We start from the raw sequence: 16,319 nt of genomic DNA, 5'->3' as shown, positions 1-16,319 counted from the left end.
CGTCTCTCCCGATTAACTGTCGCAAAGAAACCCCGCTTCGGCGGGGTTTTTTTATGCTCGCGCACCGCGCGGTTATTACATGGCGCAAATAAAGCCCGTTTTGTGCGACTGTTCAGCCGATTGGCATTTCGCCCCCTACGCATAATAGCGCTGACTCTCTTATCCGCAGGTTTAAGACATAGTGAGCGATCTGTATACCGCCGAAGGCGTGATGGACAAAAATTCTCTCTGGCTGCGCTACGTCCCGTTAGTGCGCCACGAGGCGCTGCGCCTGCAGGTCAGGTTGCCCGCCAGCGTGGAGCTTGACGACTTGCTGCAGGCCGGGGGAATCGGGTTATTGAACGCCGTTGAGCGTTATGACGCCCTACAGGGAACCGCCTTTACCACCTATGCGGTGCAGCGCATTCGCGGCGCGATGCTCGACGAGCTACGCAGCCGCGACTGGGTGCCGCGCAGCGTGCGGCGCCACGCGCGCGAGGTCGCGCAGGTGATGCGGCAACTGGAACAGCGTTATGGCCGGCCGGCGAGCGAGACGGAAGTAGCGCAGACGCTGAATATCTCGCTGGATGAGTACCGTCAAATTCTGTTGGACACCAATAACAGCCAGCTTTTCTCTTACGACGAATGGCGCGAGGAGCATGGCGAAAACGCGGAACCGATGCTGGAAGGGCATGAAGAGGCCAACCCGCTGCATCACCTGTTGGAAGGCAGCCTGCGCCAGCGAGTGATCGACGCCATCGAGGCGTTGCCGGAGCGCGAAAAAATGGTGCTGACGCTGTATTACCAGGAAGAGTTGAATCTCAAAGAGATCGGCGCCGTGCTGGACGTCGGGGAATCCCGCGTCAGTCAACTGCACAGTCAGGCGATCAAACGGCTGCGTGCGCGGCTGGCGAACGATACCTGACGGCGGGCTGCCGCCCCCTCAACTCGATGACTCATGCGACAATCGGACTGCCCCTTATGCCAGGAATACTGTTGAAGAAACGGCCGCTTAGCCGTTACCTGAAAGATTACAAGCACAGCCAGACCCATTGCTCCCAGTGCGGTAAATTGTTGGACCGCATGGCGCTGGTGTTTCGCGGCAAGATAATCAATAAAGAAGCCATCGCGCGCATGGATCAGCCGATCGACGATGCGGTCTGGCAAAACGTGCAGCATGAGCTGACCGCACTGTGCCGTTTTTGCAGCGAGATTTCCTGCAACAGCCACCCGAGCTATTTCGACATCATGGCGTTCAAGCAGTATCTGTTCGAACAGACCGAGATGAGCCACAGCACCATTCGCGAGTACGTGGTGCGGCTGCGCCGGCTGGACGAAATGCTGGTGGCGCGTAATTACCCGGCAGACAAGTTTGCCAACTGCGCCAGCCATCAGCGCATTATCGACGATCTGCCTACCGCGGCGCACAACAACTACCGCATTGCGCTGCGCAAATACGATCAGTATCTCGCCTGGCAGCGCAGCTACTGAGATTTTCCCCGGCCGTTGGGCCGGGGTCTGCGGATCCCCCCGTGATAAAGGATGATTATTCAGTTCACATCTGCTAAATCTATCGGTTATCAGATGTTGATACTCGATTCCCTGGGGGGAAGTAGTGAACCTGCAACAACAACTGGCGCAATTTCCGCGTCTGGATCTGGTTGGCGTCGCCACGCCGCTGGAAAAACTGTCCCGTCTCTCCGATTATCTCGGCCGTGAAATCTACCTTAAACGTGACGATGTCACCCCTATGGCCCTGGGCGGCAACAAGCTGAGAAAGCTTGAGTTTCTGGCTGCCGATGCGCTGAGGCAAGGCGCCGATACGCTGGTTACCGCCGGCGCCATTCAATCCAATCACGTGCGCCAGACGGCGGCGGTGGCGGCGAAACTGGGCCTGCACTGTGTCGCGCTGCTGGAAAACCCTATCGATACCCGCGCGGAAAACTACCTGACCAACGGCAACCGCCTGTTGCTCGGCTTGTTCAACGCCGAAGTGGTGATGTGCGAAGCGCTGCACGATCCGCAGCAGCAGCTGGCGGAGCTGGCGACGCGCCTCGAGGCGCAGGGCTTCCGGCCTTACGTGGTGCCGGTGGGCGGCTCCAATGCGCTGGGCGCGCTGGGATACGTGCAGTGCGCATTGGAAATCGCCGAACAGAGCCAACGCAGCAACGTGGCGTTCAGTTCGGTGGTGGTGGCGTCCGGCAGCGCAGGCACCCACGCCGGGCTGGCGGTGGGGCTGCAACAGCTGCTGCCCGAAACCGAGTTGATCGGCGTGACGGTCTCGCGCACCGTGATCGATCAGTTGCCGAAGGTGGAACAAATCCAGAAAGCCCTGGCCTGTTCACTGAATATCGACGAACTGGCGCCGATCGCGCTGTGGGACGATTACTTCGCGCCGCAGTACGGCATGCCGAATGAAGAAGGCATGGCGGCGGTGCAGCTGCTGGCGCAGCAAGAAGGGGTATTGCTGGATCCGGTATATACCGGCAAAGCGATGGCCGGTTTGATCGACGGCATCGCCCAGCGGCGTTTCCGCGACGAAGGGCCCATCCTGTTCGTTCACACCGGCGGTGCGCCGGCGCTGTTCGCCTACCATCCGCAGGTGTAAATGCCGCTTGTTATTCCATTTTGAACTATATTTATAAAGTTATATTCCTTTATGCGGGCGGCCGCACTGTTAAAGTGCTGATATCAAAAAAGATAAATAACACACAGGGGTGTTTATGATGTTTGCGAAAGTTCGTCGTCAATGGTTGTTGGGCGTGGTGGGTATAGCGTTGGCCGCCGGTGTGACGACGCAAACCTACGCCGCCGATAACCTGCTGCAGCAGGTGAAACAGCGCGGCACGCTGATCGTTGGGCTGGAAGGCACCTATCCGCCGTTCAGCTTCCAGGGTGAAGACGGCAAATTGACCGGTTTCGAAGTGGATTTCGCCAACGCGCTGGCGCAACATCTGGGCGTGAAAGCCAAGCTGAACCCGACCAAGTGGGACGGCATGCTGGCGTCGCTGGAGTCAAAACGCATCGACGTGGTGATCAACCAGGTGACAATCTCCGATGAGCGCAAGAAGAAATATGACTTCTCCACCCCTTACACCGTTTCCGGCATTCAGGCGCTGGTGAAAAAGGGCAACGAAGGCACGATCACCAAGCCGGAAGACCTGAAGGGCAAGAAGGTCGGCGTTGGCCTGGGTACCAACTATGAGCAATGGCTGCGTGCGAACGTGCAGGGTGTAGACGTGCGCACTTACGACGATGATCCGACCAAGTATCAGGATCTGCGCGTCGGCCGTATCAACGCCATTCTGGTGGACCGCCTGGCGGCGCTGGATCTGGTGAAGAAAACCGGCGATACGCTGGCGGTGGCCGGCCCGGCATTCTCCCGCCAGGAGTCCGGCGTGGCGCTGCGCAAGAATAACCCAGAGCTGCTGGCCGCGATTGACCAGGCGATCGCCGAGATGCAAAAAGACGGCACGCTGGCGAAGATCTCCGAGAAATGGTTTGGCGCGGACGTAACTAAATAATGCACGAAAGTATTCAACTGGCGCTGGATTCAGCGCCATTTTTATTGAAGGGCGCAATACTGACGCTGCAGCTTAGCTTGGGCGGTATGGCGTTCGGCCTGTTGCTCGGTTTTCTGCTGGCGCTGATGCGCCTTTCGCCGCTTTGGCCGCTGTCGTGGCTGTCGCGCATTTACGTATCGCTGTTCCGCGGCACGCCGCTGATCGCCCAGCTGTTTATGATCTATTACGGTCTGCCGCAGTTCGGCGTTGAATTCGATCCCTTCCCGGCGGCGCTGATTGGCCTGTCGCTCAATACCGCCGCTTACACCTCAGAAACGCTGCGCGCGGCGATTTCGTCGATCGATAAAGGGCAGTGGGAAGCCGCCGCCAGCATCGGCATGACCCGTTGGCAAACCCTGCGCCGGGTGATCTTGCCGCAGGCGGCGCGCACCGCCTTGCCGCCGTTGGGCAACAGTTTTATCGGCCTGGTGAAAGACACTTCGCTGGCCGCCACCATTCAGGTGCCGGAACTGTTCCGCCAGGCGCAGCTGATCACCTCGCGCACGCTGGAAGTGTTCACCATGTACCTGGCGGCATCGCTGATTTACTGGGTGATGGCGACCCTGCTTTCCGCACTGCAAAACCGTCTGGAAGCCCACGTTAATCGCCAGGATCAGGAGTAGCGCATGAGTGCCATTGAAGTTAAGCAATTGACCAAGCAGTTCAAGGGTCAGACGGTGCTGCATGGGATCGATCTGGCGGTGGACGCCGGCGAAGTGGTGGCGATCATCGGGCCGAGCGGTTCCGGGAAAACCACCTTGTTGCGCTGCATCAACCTGCTGGAGGAGCCGGATTCCGGCACCATCCGCGTCGGCGATATCCGGATCGACGGCAGTAAGCCGCTGAGCAAACAGAAAAATCAGGTGCGCGCGCTGCGTCAGCAGGTCGGTTTCGTGTTCCAGAACTTCAACCTGTTTCCGCACCGTTCGGTGCTGGAAAACATCATTGAAGGGCCGGTTATCGTTAAAGGCGAGGCGAAAGCCAGCGCCGAACAGCGTGCTCGCGCGTTGCTGGCCAAAGTGGGCCTGAGCGGCAAAGAGGCGGCTTATCCGCGTCGGCTGTCCGGCGGGCAGCAGCAGCGGGTGGCTATCGCGCGCGCGCTGGCGATGCAGCCGGAGGTGATTTTGTTCGACGAGCCGACGTCGGCGCTCGATCCCGAGCTGGTGGGGGAAGTGCTCAATACCATGCGCTCACTGGCGGAAGAGAAACGCACCATGGTGATCGTCACCCATGAGATGAGCTTCGCTCGCGACGTGGCCGATCGGGTTATCTTTATGGATCACGGCCGCATCGTCGAACAGGGCCCGGCGAAAGCGCTGTTCGCCAATCCGCAGCATCAGCGCACCCAGCAATTCCTCGACAAGTTCCGGAATCAATAAGGCGGCGGGGCGTTTCCCCCGACCGCATTCACTCCGCTTTCAACCATTCGTTTCGCGCGGCGGCGGCGAGAAATCCGCTGCGGCTGCTGTATCCCGGATATTACCGAACCCGAAAGTCAATGCGTCTCGTAGCGCGCTGACGCGACTTTCAAGCAGAGTAATCCATCGTCCATGAGCGACGCCCCACCCTGTAAGGATAACAAGGCGCTAACGGCCGATCGGCCTGCGGACAATAAAAAACCCTGCACAAGTGCAGGGTTTGCGTAGCGGTAAGCCCATCAGGCTGCAACGCGTGCAGCCTTGAGGATGCGTTAACCGATGGTCATCAGGCTGGCGTTACCGCCGGCGGCGGCGGTGTTGACGCTCAGGGAACGTTCGATCAGCAGGCGTTCCAACAGGATGTTGGTTTCACCGGGGGCGAAGCCCTGCACCGAGACGATGGCGCCGCCGCGCTGGGCGATCTGCTCGCACAGGGTGCGCAGCTGGTCGGCATCGCCGTGGTAGATGGCGGCGTCGAACTCAACCTTGTCCTGCTGCCAGTCTTTGCTGAAGGCGATGCGCGCCTGCACATCGTTCGGCAAGCGGCGGAACAGATTGCGTTGCAGTTCCGCTTCCGGCCACAGCGCGCAGCTGCCAACCGCCAGCACGGCGGCCAGCTGGATCAGCGCGTCGGTTTCGTTATCCGCCAGGCACAGCACGCGTTCACGCGGCAGCAGGGCATAGGTGTTGCGCTCGCCGGTCGGGCCCGGCAGCGGACGTACGGTGCCGCCCTGGCCCAGTTCCGCATAACGTTGCGCCAATGCCGCCAGTTCGCCTTGTTGGCTGGTGACCGCCCACTTCTCCAGCGATTGCAGCGCGCCCAGCAGCTGCGGCCGCGCGGTGGCTTCCATCGGGCGCTCTTCGTCCTGGCGGTGCAGCGTACGTTGCAGCGCGTCGTCCGGACGGTTGGCCAGCAGACGGTACAGGTACAGCGGGCCGCCGGCTTTCGGGCCGGTACCCGACAGGCCTTCGCCGCCGAACGGCTGTACGCCGACCACTGCGCCGACCATGTTGCGGTTGACGTACAGGTTGCCGACCTTGGCGCGTTCGGTCACCCGGGCGATGGTTTCATCGATACGGGTGTGAATGCCCAGCGTCAGGCCATAACCGGCGGCGTTGATCTGATCGACCAGCGCGTCCAGATTGTTGCGCTGGAAGCGCACCACGTGCAGCACCGGGCCGAAGATCTCTTTCTGCAGCTCGTCGAAGCTGTCGAGCTCGATCAGCGTCGGCTTGATGAAGGTGCCGCGCGCCCACTCTTTCTCATCCTGCGCGCTGCCTTTGGCGGCCTGGTATACCTTGCGGCCTTTGGCGCGCATCGCCTGGATGTGGCGTTCGATGCCGGTTTTGGCTTCGGCGTCGATCACCGGGCCCACGTCGGTAGACAGGCGTTCCGGGTTGCCCATGCGGCATTCGGCCATCGCGCCGCGCAGCATTTGCAGCGTGTGCTCCGCCACGTCTTCCTGAATGCACAGGATACGCAGCGCGGAGCAACGCTGCCCGGCGCTGTCGAAGGCGGAAGCCACCACATCGGTCACCACCTGTTCGGTCAGGGCGGAGGAGTCGACGATCATGGCGTTCAGGCCGCCGGTTTCGGCGATCAGCGGCGTCGGACGGCCTTGTGGATCCAGACGGCCGGCGATGCTGCGCTGCAGAATGCCGGCGACGTCGGTGGAGCCGGTAAACATCACGCCGCGGACGCGGGCGTCGTTAACCAGCGTTGAGCCGACGGTTTCACCCTGGCCCGGCAGCAGCTGCAGCACGCCTTGCGGAATGCCGGCTTCCAGCAGGATACGCACCGCCTGCGCGGCCACCAGCGGCGTTTGCTCGGCCGGTTTGGCCAGCACGCTGTTGCCCGCCGCCAGCGCGGCGGCGATTTGGCCGGTGAAGATCGCCAGCGGGAAGTTCCACGGGCTGATGCAGACCACCGGGCCCAGCGGGCGGTGGCTGTCGTTGGCGAAATCGTCGCGTACCTGGCCGGCGTAGTAGTGCAGGAAATCGACCGCTTCACGCACTTCGGCGATGGCGTTGTTGAAGGTTTTACCCGCTTCGCGCACCAGAATGCCCAGCAGGCTTTGCAGCTGGCTTTCCATCAGCTCGGCGGCGCGTTCGAGGATCGCGGCGCGCTCCGTCGGCGGTGTGGCGAACCAGATTGGGCCGGCGGCCGCGGCGGCGTCGAGCGCGCGGCTGACTTCGCCTTCGGTGGCTTCACGCACGTAGCCGACCACATCGCCCGGCTCGGCCGGGTTGATCACCGGCTGTTCGACGCCCTGATCCAACTCGGCGTCGATGATCGGTTCCGCGCGCCATGGATGGCTGGCGCTGGTGAGCAGGGCGCTGGACAGCGAAGCCAGACGCTGTTCGTTGGACAGATCCAGACCGCTGGAGTTGGTGCGCTTCTCGCCGTACAGCTCGCGCGGCAGCGGGATGCGCGGATGCGGCAGGCCAATTTGACCTTCGCTGGCCGCCAGCGCTTCCACGGCGCTGACCGGATCGGCCACCAGCTCGTCGAGTGGCAGGGTGGCGTCGGCGATGCGGTTGACGAACGAGGTATTGGCGCCGTTTTCCAGCAGGCGGCGCACCAGGTAAGCCAGCAGCGTTTCATGGGTGCCGACCGGCGCGTAGATGCGGCAAGGGCGGTTCAGTTTGCCGTCGGCCACTTTGCCCACCACCTGTTCGTAGAGCGGTTCACCCATGCCGTGCAGGCACTGGAACTCATACTGGCCAGGGTAGTAATTGTTGCCGGCCAGGTGATAAATGGCGCTCAGCGTATGGGCGTTGTGGGTCGCGAACTGCGGATAGATCAGGTTCGGCACCGACAGCAGCTTGCGGGCGCAGGCCAGATAGGAAACGTCGGTGTACACCTTGCGGGTGTAAACCGGGTAGCCTTCCAGGCCGTCCATCTGGGCGCGTTTGATTTCGCTGTCCCAGTAGGCGCCTTTCACCAGACGGATCATCAGGCGACGGCGGCTGCGTTGCGCCATGTCGATCACTGCGTCGATGGCGAATGGGCAGCGTTTCTGGTAGGCCTGAATCACGAAGCCGATGCCGTTCCAGCCGGCCAACTGCGGTTCGAAGCACAGCTTCTCGAGCAGATCGAGCGAGATCTCCAGACGGTCGGCCTCTTCGGCGTCGATATTGATGCCGATATCGTACTGGCGTGCCTGCAGGGTCAGCGACAGCAGGCGCGGGTAAAGCTCTTCCATCACGCGTTCGTACTGCGCGCGGCTGTAGCGCGGGTGCAGGGCGGACAGCTTGATGGAGATGCCGGGGCCTTCATAGATGCCGCGGCCATTGGAGGCTTTGCCGATGGCGTGGATAGCCTGCTGATAGGAAACCAGGTAGGCCTGGGCGTCGGCTTCGGTCAGGGCGGCTTCCCCCAGCATGTCGTAGGAGTAGCGGAAGCCTTTTTCTTCCAGTTTGCGCGCGTTGGCCAGCGCCTCGGCGATGGTTTCGCCGGTCACGAACTGCTCGCCCATCAGGCGCATCGCCATGTCCACGCCTTTGCGGATCAGCGGCTCGCCGCTCTTGCTGATAATGCGGTTCAGCGAGCGAGACAGATTGGCTTCGTTATGGGTCGACACCAGCTTGCCGGTGAACAGCAGGCCCCAGGTGGCGGCGTTGACGAACAGCGACGGGCTGCGCCCCAGGTGCGAGTGCCAGTTGCCGTTGCTGATCTTGTCGCGGATCAGGGCATCGCGGGTCGGTTTGTCCGGAATGCGCAGCAGCGCTTCCGCCAGGCACATCAGCGCCACGCCTTCCTGCGAGGAGAGGGAGAACTCTTGCAGCAGGCCTTGCACCATGCCGGCGCGGCCGTTTGCACTTTTTTGGTTACGCAACTTCTCGGCGATGCCGTAGGCCATTTTGTGAGTAGCCTGTGCAAGATCGGCGGGTAATCGCGCCTGTTCGAGCAACATCGGCACCGCTTCGGTCTCCGGGCGGCGATACGCGGCGGTGATGGCGGCGCGGGTCACCGACTGCGGCAGAATTTGTTCGGCGAAATCGAGGAATGGCTGGTGTGACTCTTCCTGCGCTTGCGGCATAATGTCGTCCGCTTCAGGCTGGCCCGCTGCGGCCAGCGCTGGAATTTCAGGAATATCGGTACCGCTCTCGAGACGCTCGAGGTAATTAAAGATGGCCTGCTTGATGAGCCAGTGCGGCGTGCGATCGATGCGCTGCGCGGCGCTCTTGATCCGGTCGCGTGTTGCCTCGTCGAGTTTCACGCCCATTGTGGTAGTGCCCATGCCTGTCCAACTCCTGTGTTTAGAACCTATCCCATCAGGCTAGACAAACAGCAGGCCGGAAAGCCTGTTGGGATAGGTTCGTGAGATGTGTGGTGTCAAGAATGCAGACAATATCCTGCATGTTGCAACTTTGTGCAACCTTGTTAAATCAGGCGGATGAGCGAAGTGTGAGTTTCATCGATTTTTTAACACGGGCAGTTGGCACGAATGTTGCGTTATTGAGCGAACGCGGCGGGGTTAATGATGCCGCAGGCGCTTTACCTTGCGGTATATAAGGGTAATAGCAAGGTGCAACTCATTTTGCTTGTCGTGAGTGCAACCTTTGAGCCCGGTAAATGTGACGCAGGGTAAACTTTGTGTAACTTTGTTGTTAAATATCTTGTTGGTTGATGAAAGGCTCATCTAGGATAACCGACGGTCAACAATTACGGGCAGAAACTATTTTACCTGCACTTGCTCGCAGGCTGCGCCACGTTCCGGCGCGGCGGCCAGTGAAATGCATTGCGCGTGGGTTTACCGGCGCCGGCTTGGCCGGAGCGAAACGCGAATAATAATGAAAGTGGAGAATTAAATGACAATGAGCACACCTATGCTGGTGACCTTCCTGGTATACATTTTCGGGATGGTGCTGATCGGCCTGCTTGCCTACCGGGCAACCAATAACTTTGATGACTATATTCTCGGCGGCCGCAGTCTGGGCAGCGTGGTGACCGCGCTGTCCGCCGGCGCTTCCGACATGAGCGGCTGGCTGCTGATGGGCCTGCCGGGCGCCATCTTCCTCTCCGGCATCTCCGAAAGCTGGATCGCCATCGGCCTGACCATCGGCGCTTACCTGAACTGGAAGCTGGTGGCAGGAAGGCTGCGCGTGCATACCGAAGCCAACAACAATGCCCTGACGCTGCCGGATTATTTCACCAGCCGTTTTGAAGACAACAGCAAGCTGCTGCGGGTGATCTCGGCCATCGTCATCCTGGTGTTCTTCACCATTTACTGCGCCTCCGGCATCGTGGCCGGCGCGCGTCTGTTCGAAAGCACCTTCGGCATGAGCTACGAAACCGCCCTGTGGGCCGGCGCCGCGGCGACCATCCTGTATACCTTCATCGGCGGTTTCCTGGCGGTGAGCTGGACCGACACCGTGCAGGCCAGCCTGATGATTTTCGCGCTGATCCTGACCCCGGTGATCGTGATCTTCGCCGTCGGCGGCATCGATACCTCGATGCTGGTGATCCAGGCGCAGAACCCGGCCAACCTCGACATGCTGAAGGGGCTGAACTTCGTCGCCATCCTGTCGCTGCTGGGTTGGGGCCTGGGCTACTTCGGCCAGCCGCACATCCTGGCGCGTTTCATGGCGGCGGATTCTCACCGCACCATCCGCAGCGCGCGCCGCATCAGCATGACCTGGATGATCCTGTGCCTGGCCGGCACCATCGCCGTCGGTTTCTTCGGTATCGCTTACTTTGCCAATAACCCGGATCAGGCCGGCAACGTGTCGCAAAACGGCGAGCGCGTGTTCATCGAACTGGCGATGCTGCTGTTCAACCCATGGGTGGCGGGCGTGCTGCTGTCGGCGATTTTGGCGGCGGTTATGAGTACTCTGAGCTGCCAACTGCTGGTCTGTTCCAGCGCAATCACCGAAGACCTGTACAAAGCGTTCCTGCGCAAAGGCGCCAGCCAGCGTGAACTGGTGTGGGTCGGCCGCGTCATGGTGCTGGTGGTGGCGTTGGTCGCCATCGCGCTGGCGGCCAACCCGGAGAACCGCGTGCTGGGCCTGGTGAGCTACGCCTGGGCCGGTTTCGGCGCCGCCTTCGGCCCGGTAGTGCTGATCTCGGTGATGTGGTCGCGCATGACCCGCAACGGCGCGCTGGCCGGCATGTTGGTCGGCGCGGTGACGGTGATCGTCTGGAAACAGTACGAATGGCTGGGCCTGTACGAAATCATCCCGGGCTTCATCCTGGGCTGTCTGGCCATTGTGGTGGTGAGCCTGATGGGCCGCCAGCCGTCTTCCACCATGACCGAACGTTTCGATCAGGCGGAAGCCGAGTACAAAACGGTATAACTGACGATAAATAACGAGGGGCGCCCACGGCGCCCCTTTTTTGACCAAGCCGCAGGCATTACCCTTTAAAGAAAGTCACCATGCGTCTTAATGGTGAGGTCATCTTCCAGGATGTCGAGTTGCGCAGCTCATCGATTTCTCGTTTCAATCCCGCTACTTCACCAGACACAATGTCATTGTGTTTGATGAGTTCACCCTTCAGGTCGGCGATAATGTCGCTATTGGTGTACTTGAAACAATCGACCATATGACAAATGAACTTATTGTATTCGTCCTGCACCTGATTGGCATTGGCTGGAGGATGATTAATCAGTTCGATGATACAGTTATAGTAGCCGTTGATATGTTCATCGCCTTTCTTTTGCGTCATTACTGAGCCATGCCGCACGCGGCGTAAATAGAATTTTTCATTGACACAATGAACGGTAATATCATTTTCAAGCAGAAGGCGCGTAGTGAATATGTTGTCTTCATGTACGATGCCATTTTTGAACTGGATGTTTTTTAAAGCTTTTCTGCTGGATATGTAAAGGCAAGGACTGACGATGTAATTGCCGAGATTAACAGCTTGCTGAAAAAAATGCGTACCGGAGCAGGTGAAATTACTCAATAAACCGTTTCTTTCATACTTTGGGTTGAATCTCTCAGCCAGTTTTTCATCGTCGAAGAAGACGGAAGACTCAAAGAAGACGACGTCACTTTGGGTATCCTTTAATATGTCAGTCAAACGATCCAAGGCATTGTCGGCGAGCTTGTCATCGCTATCCACAAAGATCACATAATCGCCTGATGCAGCGGCAAGCCCCGTGTTTCGGGCCGCCGATTGGCCTTGGTTTTCGGTATGGATCACTTTAATGCATGGTACATCGAAGCTATCCAGTATCGTGCCGGTTTTGTCGGTTGAACCATCGTTGATCAAGATGATTTCAATTTTCTCATGATCGTTTTGCAGTAATGATCTAACGCATTCACCAATGTATTTTTCCGTGTTAAATGCCGGAACGATGGCAGATATCTTCATTTTCACTCCATTTTACTCGCTGCAGGCTCGCCTCATGCCGGTTAACCAGGTTCTGACGGCAGGATTAAATCGTTTCCATGTCGATCATGATAAGTTTGCTGCCACACCGTTTCTGTGTTGCTCATAAGGAACAGAGCCAGCATATCCCTCAGGTTTACCGTGTCAGGGCGGGGTATTTCACTCACTGCAGTATATCATGGCTCTTCATGAACGTTCTGCGCTCTCCGCCTTGTAACACCTGGCGACATTTGATTAGAAAAAATCACGCTTGCGCCTCTTGTATTTCTTTTTGGCAGAATGATAATCACTCTCGTTGTATTTTACGTTTCTTTACATACTCGCCGCGGCTCATTGCGAGCCGGTTTTCTCTGCCGCCGCGGTCTTTCAGGGGTGATTATCTATGTTCGTTCCCTTTCTTATCATGTTCCGTGAGGGGCTGGAGGCCGCGCTGATCGTCAGCCTGATCGCCAGCTACCTGAAGCGCACGCAGCGCAGCCAATGGCTGGGCGCGGTGTGGATCGGCGTGATTGTCGCGGCGGCGCTGTGTTTGGCGCTCGGCATCTTTATCAATGAGACCACCGGCGAGTTCCCGCAGAAACAGCAGGAGCTGTTCGAAGGCATCGTGGCGGTGGTGGCGGTGCTGATCCTCACCTATATGGTGTTCTGGATGCGCAAAGTCTCCAGGTCGGTCAAGGTACATCTGGAAGGGGCGATCGATCAGGCGCTCAGCGCCGGTAAAGGGCAGGGGTGGGCGCTGGTGGCGATGGTGTTCTTCGCCGTGGCGCGCGAAGGGTTGGAGTCGGTGTTCTTCCTGCTGGCGGCGTTTCAGCAAGACGTGGGCGCCGCGGCGCCGATCGGTGCGGTGCTCGGCCTGGTCGCCGCCATCGTGCTGGGCATGATGATTTACTGGGGCGGGGTGAAGCTGCATCTGGCCAAATTCTTCAAATGGACCAGCCTGTTCATTCTGTTCGTCGCCGCCGGGCTGGCCGCCGGGGCGATCCGCGCCTTCCACGAAGCCGGTCTGTGGAACCACTTTCAGGACATCTCCTTCGATTTCAGCAGCACCCTGTCGACCCATTCGCTGTTCGGTACCCTGCTGGAAGGCATCCTCGGTTATCAGGAAGCGCCGACGGTCAGCGAAGTGGCGGTCTACTTCCTGTATTTGATCCCGGCGCTGATTTTCTTCTTTCTGCCGCAGCGCGCGGAGCCGGCAGCGGCCCCGGCGCAACGTAAAATCAATCATTAATGTTTAATAGGGAATCTCGTATGTCTACTCCGTTATTTCGCCGCAAGGCGTTGCACGCAGCATTACTGGCTATCCCGGCGTTTGCGCTGAGCATCGATGCCTTGGCGGCGGACGTGCCGCAGGTCAAGGTCACGGTCAACGATAAGCAGTGCGAACCGATGCAGCTGACGGTGCCGGCCGGCAATACGCAGTTTGTGGTGCACAACACCAGCCAGAAAAACGTCGAATGGGAAATCCTGAAAGGGGTGATGGTGGTGGAAGAGCGTGAGAACATCGCGCCGGGCTTTACCCAGAAAATGACCGCCACGCTGGAGGCGGGCGAATATGACATGACCTGCGGGCTGCTCAGCAATCCGAAAGGCAAACTGACTGTCACCGCAGCGGCCAACGGCGCCACCGACGGCAAACCGAACGCGCTGGACCTGGTCGGCCCGATTGCCGAATACAAGGTTTACGTCACCAAAGAAGTTGATGGGTTGGTGAAACAGACCAAGCTGTTCACCGACGCGGTGAAGGCCGGCAACGTGGAACAAGCGCGCAAGCTGTATGCGCCGACCCGCCAGCACTATGAGCGCATCGAGCCGATCGCCGAGCTGTTCTCCGATCTGGACGGCAGCATCGACGCCCGCGAAGACGACTACGAGAAGAAATCGGCGGATCCGAACTTCACCGGTTTCCACCGTCTGGAGAAGGCGCTGTTTGCCGACAACTCCACCAAAGACATGGGCGCCTACGCCGATCGCCTGTACCACGATACCGTAGAGCTGCAAAAGCGCGTGAGTGAACTGACCTTCCCGCCGAGCAAAGTGGTGGGCGGCGCAGCCGGGCTGATCGAAGAGGTGGCGGCCAGCAAAATCAGCGGTGAAGAAGACCGCTACAGCCTCACCGATTTGTGGGATTTCCAGGCCAACGTCGACGGCGCGCAGAAGATAGTCAACCTGCTGCGTCCTTTGCTGGTCAAGGCCAATAAGCCGCTGCTGGACAAGATCGACGCCAACTTCAAAACCGTGGACACCATCTTGGCGAAGTACCAAACCAAAGACGGCTATGAGTCCTATGAGAAGCTGACCGATGCCGATCGCAATGCGTTGAAAGGGCCGATCACCACGTTGGCGGAAGATCTTTCCCAACTGCGCGGCGTATTGGGTCTGGACTGAGGCATACGGCTATGAGCAACAAGGCAGGCCCGAATAACGGGCCGCATCCGCACTCTCAGGGAGCGGCGTCGCCTTCGCGGCGCCGTTTGCTGCAAGGGTTGGGGCTGGGCGCGCTGGCGTTGGGCGGCAGCCGCCTGGCGCAGGCGGCGGGTAACGCGGCGGAGCCGTTGGCGACGCCGCAGGATGAGCGCTGGCAGAAACAGCCGTTTTATGGCCGCCATCAGGCCGGCGTGCTGACGCCGCAACAGGCGGCCATGATGTTGGTGGCGTTCGATGTGCTGGCGACCAGCAAAGCGGATCTGGAGCGCCTGTTCCGGCTGCTGACCGATCGCATCGCCTTCCTGACCCACGGCGGCAAGGCGCCGGAGGTGGACGCCAAGCTGCCGCCGCTCGATTCCGGCATCATGGGGCCGGAGATTTACCCGGACAACCTGACCATCACCGTCTCGGTCGGCGCATCGCTGTTTGATGAACGTTTTGGTCTGCAGGCGCACAAACCGCTGCGGTTGCAGAAGATGACGCGCTTCCCCAACGATGCGTTGGACGCCGCGCTTTGCCACGGCGACCTGCTGCTGCAGATCTGCGCCAACACCAACGAAACCGCTCTCCACGCGCTGCGCGATATCATTAAGCATTCGCCGGATCTGCTCAGCGTGCGCTGGAAGCGGGAAGGGTTCATCTCCGCGCACGCGGCGCGCAGCAAAGGCAAAGAGACGCCGATCAACCTGTTGGGGTTCAAAGACGGCACCGCTAACCCGAAAACCGACGACAAGCCGCTGATGGATAAGGTGGTGTGGGTCGGCGACAGCGTCGGTGAACCGGCGTGGACGGCGGGCGGCAGCTATCAGGCTGCGCGTATTATTCGTTTCCGCGTCGAGTTTTGGGATCGCACGCCGCTGCAGGAGCAGGAAACCATTTTCGGCCGCGAGAAGCACAGCGGCGCGCCGCTGGGCATGAAGCATGAACATGACGAGCCGAATTACGCGAACGATCCCGACGGCAAGGTGATCCCGATGGACGCGCACATTCGCTTGGCTAACCCACGCACGCCGGAAAGCCAAAGCAATCTGATGCTGCGACGCGGCTACAGCTATTCACTGGGGGTATCCAATGCCGGCCAGCTGGAAATGGGGCTGCTGTTCGTCTGCTATCAGGCCGACCTGGAGAAAGGTTTCCTGACGGTGCAAAAAAGGCTGAACGGCGAAGCGCTGGAGGAATACATCAAGCCGATTGGCGGCGGGTATTTCTTCGTGCTGCCGGGCGTGAAAGAACGCGGCGATTATTTGGCCAGCGGCCTGCTCAAGGCCTGAGCGCGCAATGACGAGGCGGGCTCGCCTGCCTCGTTTTACGTTGACTTGCCTATTGTGCGGGACATTAAGCGACGGAGTTCAATTCAATCCGTCGCCTGCGGATTAAAAAATCTGAAGGGCACGCCGACTTTTGGTTGTGCAAAATTTAATCAAGAAACCAAAGTGTCATTCGCGGTTTTTAATTGTAATTCGTTGAAATTTATATGTTAAAAATTTTTATGGAATGACGTGTCGCGCGTGATATAGTGTTTTAGCGATAACTAAAAACCAAACATATAAAATTTTTTTACATTTTAGTAACGCGACAGGATTGAATGTCATTATA

The 16,319-nt window shown here is 59.2% G+C and carries 12 protein-coding genes; 10 read left to right on the top strand and 2 right to left on the bottom strand.

The features are described 5' to 3' along the window. Positions 1–181: 181 nt before the first annotated feature. The 6 genes from SERRSCBI_RS13860 to tcyN all read left to right on the top strand — a co-directional run bounded on the left by SERRSCBI_RS13860 (position 182) and on the right by tcyN (position 4,921). Positions 182–904, top strand: a complete 723-nt coding sequence (locus SERRSCBI_RS13860) for an RNA polymerase sigma factor FliA (RefSeq protein WP_004934752.1) — start codon at positions 182–184, stop codon at positions 902–904. Between the two features lie 56 nt (positions 905–960). Next, a complete protein-coding gene (gene fliZ / locus SERRSCBI_RS13855; RefSeq protein ID WP_033643501.1) occupies positions 961–1,470 on the top strand; it encodes a flagella biosynthesis regulatory protein FliZ in 510 nt (169 codons plus the stop codon). 124 nt (positions 1,471–1,594) lie between these two features. Next, positions 1,595–2,587 (top strand): D-cysteine desulfhydrase, encoded by a 993-nt coding sequence (locus SERRSCBI_RS13850; protein WP_033643500.1) that lies wholly within the window; start codon positions 1,595–1,597, stop codon positions 2,585–2,587. A 115-nt stretch (positions 2,588–2,702) separates the two neighbouring features. Continuing rightward, positions 2,703–3,503, top strand: coding sequence for a cystine ABC transporter substrate-binding protein (tcyJ, locus tag SERRSCBI_RS13845; RefSeq protein WP_033650878.1), 801 nt, complete (start codon positions 2,703–2,705; stop codon positions 3,501–3,503). Further along, a complete protein-coding gene (gene tcyL / locus SERRSCBI_RS13840) occupies positions 3,503–4,165 on the top strand; it encodes a cystine ABC transporter permease (RefSeq protein ID WP_033643498.1) in 663 nt (220 codons plus the stop codon). Before tcyJ ends, tcyL begins: the two co-directional genes overlap by 1 nt. Positions 4,166–4,168: 3 nt before the next feature. Further along, positions 4,169–4,921 (top strand): L-cystine ABC transporter ATP-binding protein TcyN, encoded by a 753-nt coding sequence (gene tcyN / locus SERRSCBI_RS13835; RefSeq protein ID WP_033643496.1) that lies wholly within the window; start codon positions 4,169–4,171, stop codon positions 4,919–4,921. Positions 4,922–5,232: 311 nt separating this feature from the next. Here the strand turns inward: tcyN and putA are convergent, their stop codons facing one another. Further along, positions 5,233–9,204 carry a trifunctional transcriptional regulator/proline dehydrogenase/L-glutamate gamma-semialdehyde dehydrogenase gene (gene putA / locus SERRSCBI_RS13830; protein ID WP_042784803.1) on the bottom strand — a complete coding sequence of 1,324 codons (3,972 nt, stop codon included), beginning with the start codon at positions 9,202–9,204 and terminating at the stop codon, positions 5,233–5,235. Between the two features lie 571 nt (positions 9,205–9,775). Between putA and putP the strand changes: the two genes are divergently transcribed. Next, the gene (gene putP, locus SERRSCBI_RS13825) at positions 9,776–11,260 is read left to right on the top strand and encodes a sodium/proline symporter PutP (RefSeq protein WP_033643494.1); all 1,485 of its coding nucleotides are present in this window, start codon (positions 9,776–9,778) and stop codon (positions 11,258–11,260) included. Positions 11,261–11,318: 58 nt separating this feature from the next. Here putP and SERRSCBI_RS13820 read toward each other — a convergent pair whose 3' ends face one another. Next, positions 11,319–12,281: a glycosyltransferase gene (locus tag SERRSCBI_RS13820; protein ID WP_049866685.1), complete on the bottom strand. Its 963-nt coding sequence runs from the start codon at positions 12,279–12,281 to the stop codon at positions 11,319–11,321. Positions 12,282–12,681: 400 nt separating this feature from the next. Here SERRSCBI_RS13820 and efeU point away from each other — a divergent pair, with 400 nt between their 5' ends. Genes efeU through efeB form a run of 3 tightly spaced genes read left to right on the top strand, consistent with a single transcriptional unit; the run spans position 12,682 to position 15,994 of the window. Then, positions 12,682–13,527, top strand: coding sequence for an iron uptake transporter permease EfeU (gene efeU, locus SERRSCBI_RS13815; RefSeq protein ID WP_042784802.1), 846 nt, complete (start codon positions 12,682–12,684; stop codon positions 13,525–13,527). Between the two features lie 20 nt (positions 13,528–13,547). After that, on the top strand, positions 13,548–14,684 hold the full coding sequence (gene efeO / locus SERRSCBI_RS13810; protein ID WP_042784801.1) for an iron uptake system protein EfeO: 1,137 nt from the start codon (positions 13,548–13,550) through the stop codon (positions 14,682–14,684). Positions 14,685–14,695: 11 nt separating this feature from the next. Beyond that, complete coding sequence (gene efeB, locus SERRSCBI_RS13805; protein WP_042784800.1) at positions 14,696–15,994, top strand: iron uptake transporter deferrochelatase/peroxidase subunit; 1,299 nt, start codon at positions 14,696–14,698, stop codon at positions 15,992–15,994. The last annotated feature ends 325 nt before the right edge of the window (positions 15,995–16,319 follow it).

The organism is Serratia sp. SCBI (assembly GCF_000747565.1).
Lineage (GTDB): Bacteria > Pseudomonadota > Gammaproteobacteria > Enterobacterales > Enterobacteriaceae > Serratia > Serratia ureilytica.
This window is presented reverse-complemented; position numbering and strand designations above follow the sequence as displayed.